The following is a 998-nucleotide window of genomic DNA, read 5'->3' as shown; positions in this document are numbered from 1 at the left end:
AAATGTGTGTTTGGCGATATTCATTAGATCAAAGACAGCGATGCGCGTCTACCTCATTGTTTTTACGGTTAATTATGAGGGGATTCGCAAGAATTGGGCGTTAGGTATTCCTTCAAATTCATGTATACAAGGATGGTTCATGAGTAATCAAAAAGTAGTGTTAATCACAGGTGCAGGAAGAGGCATTGGAGCTGCAACGGCGAGGCTCTTTGCTGAACAAGGATATGCAGTTTGTATTAATTATAAGTCCAATTCGGCAGCGGCAGAAGCGTTAGCTCATGAAATTAGGTTAACAGGTGGTCAGTGTATTACGGTTCAAGCTGATGTTTCGAGTGAAGTTGAAGTATCAAGGCTATTTGCGAGAATCGATGATGAACTAGGTGCTTTGTCGGTGCTTGTTAATAATGCAGGTATTCTTCGCAAACAATCACGCCTCGAAGATATGACTGCCGACCGAATCAATACCATCTTATCTAATAATGTGACTAGTTACTTTCTTTGCTGCCGTGAGGCAGTCAAACGCATGTCTACACGTCATGGTGGGCATGGAGGTGTGATAGTGAATGTTTCATCGGGCGCATCTCGTTCGGGTTCGCCAAATGAGTATATTGATTACGCAGCGTCTAAAGGGGCAATTGATACGCTGACAAAAGGGTTATCTCTAGAAGTTGCCTCAGAAGGTATCAGAGTTAATTGCGTTCGCCCTGGGCTCATTTATACGGAAATGCATGCTGATGGTGGTGAGCCTGAAAGGATAGAGCGGTTAAAAAGTATTATCCCTCTCCAACGAGGAGGGCGTCCTGAAGAGGTAGCAGAAGCTATCTATTGGCTTTCATCGGAAAAGTCATCATTCTCTACGGGGAATTACTTAGACCTGTGTGGTGGGCTTTAAATGCTTAGTATCAAGTTTGAAGTGCGACACTTTCTACAGGTGGGCATGAATATACTCCATTGGCATTCTATACCCAAGCCTTTTGCGTGGGCGCATGTTTAATTTA

General features: G+C 43.6%; 1 protein-coding gene. It reads left to right on the top strand.

The genetic code is table 11. From position 1 onward, the window contains the following. The first annotated feature begins 139 nt into the window (after positions 1 to 139). A complete protein-coding gene (locus F0249_RS20000; protein WP_171757647.1) occupies positions 140 to 892 on the top strand; it encodes an SDR family oxidoreductase in 753 nt (250 codons plus the stop codon). Positions 893 to 998 lie beyond the last annotated feature (106 nt).

The organism is Vibrio sp. 03-59-1, from assembly GCF_013114135.1.
GTDB lineage: Bacteria > Pseudomonadota > Gammaproteobacteria > Enterobacterales > Vibrionaceae > Vibrio > Vibrio cortegadensis.
The sequence above is the reverse complement of the archived record's forward strand: the minus strand, read 5'-3'. Positions and strand labels throughout refer to the sequence as shown.

Bases quoted from the DNA above. Each gene is read 5' to 3' on its own strand.
- F0249_RS20000 (WP_171757647.1), top strand. From the start codon at position 140: ATGAGTAATCAAAAAGTAGTGTTAATCACAGGTGCAGGAAGAGGCATT.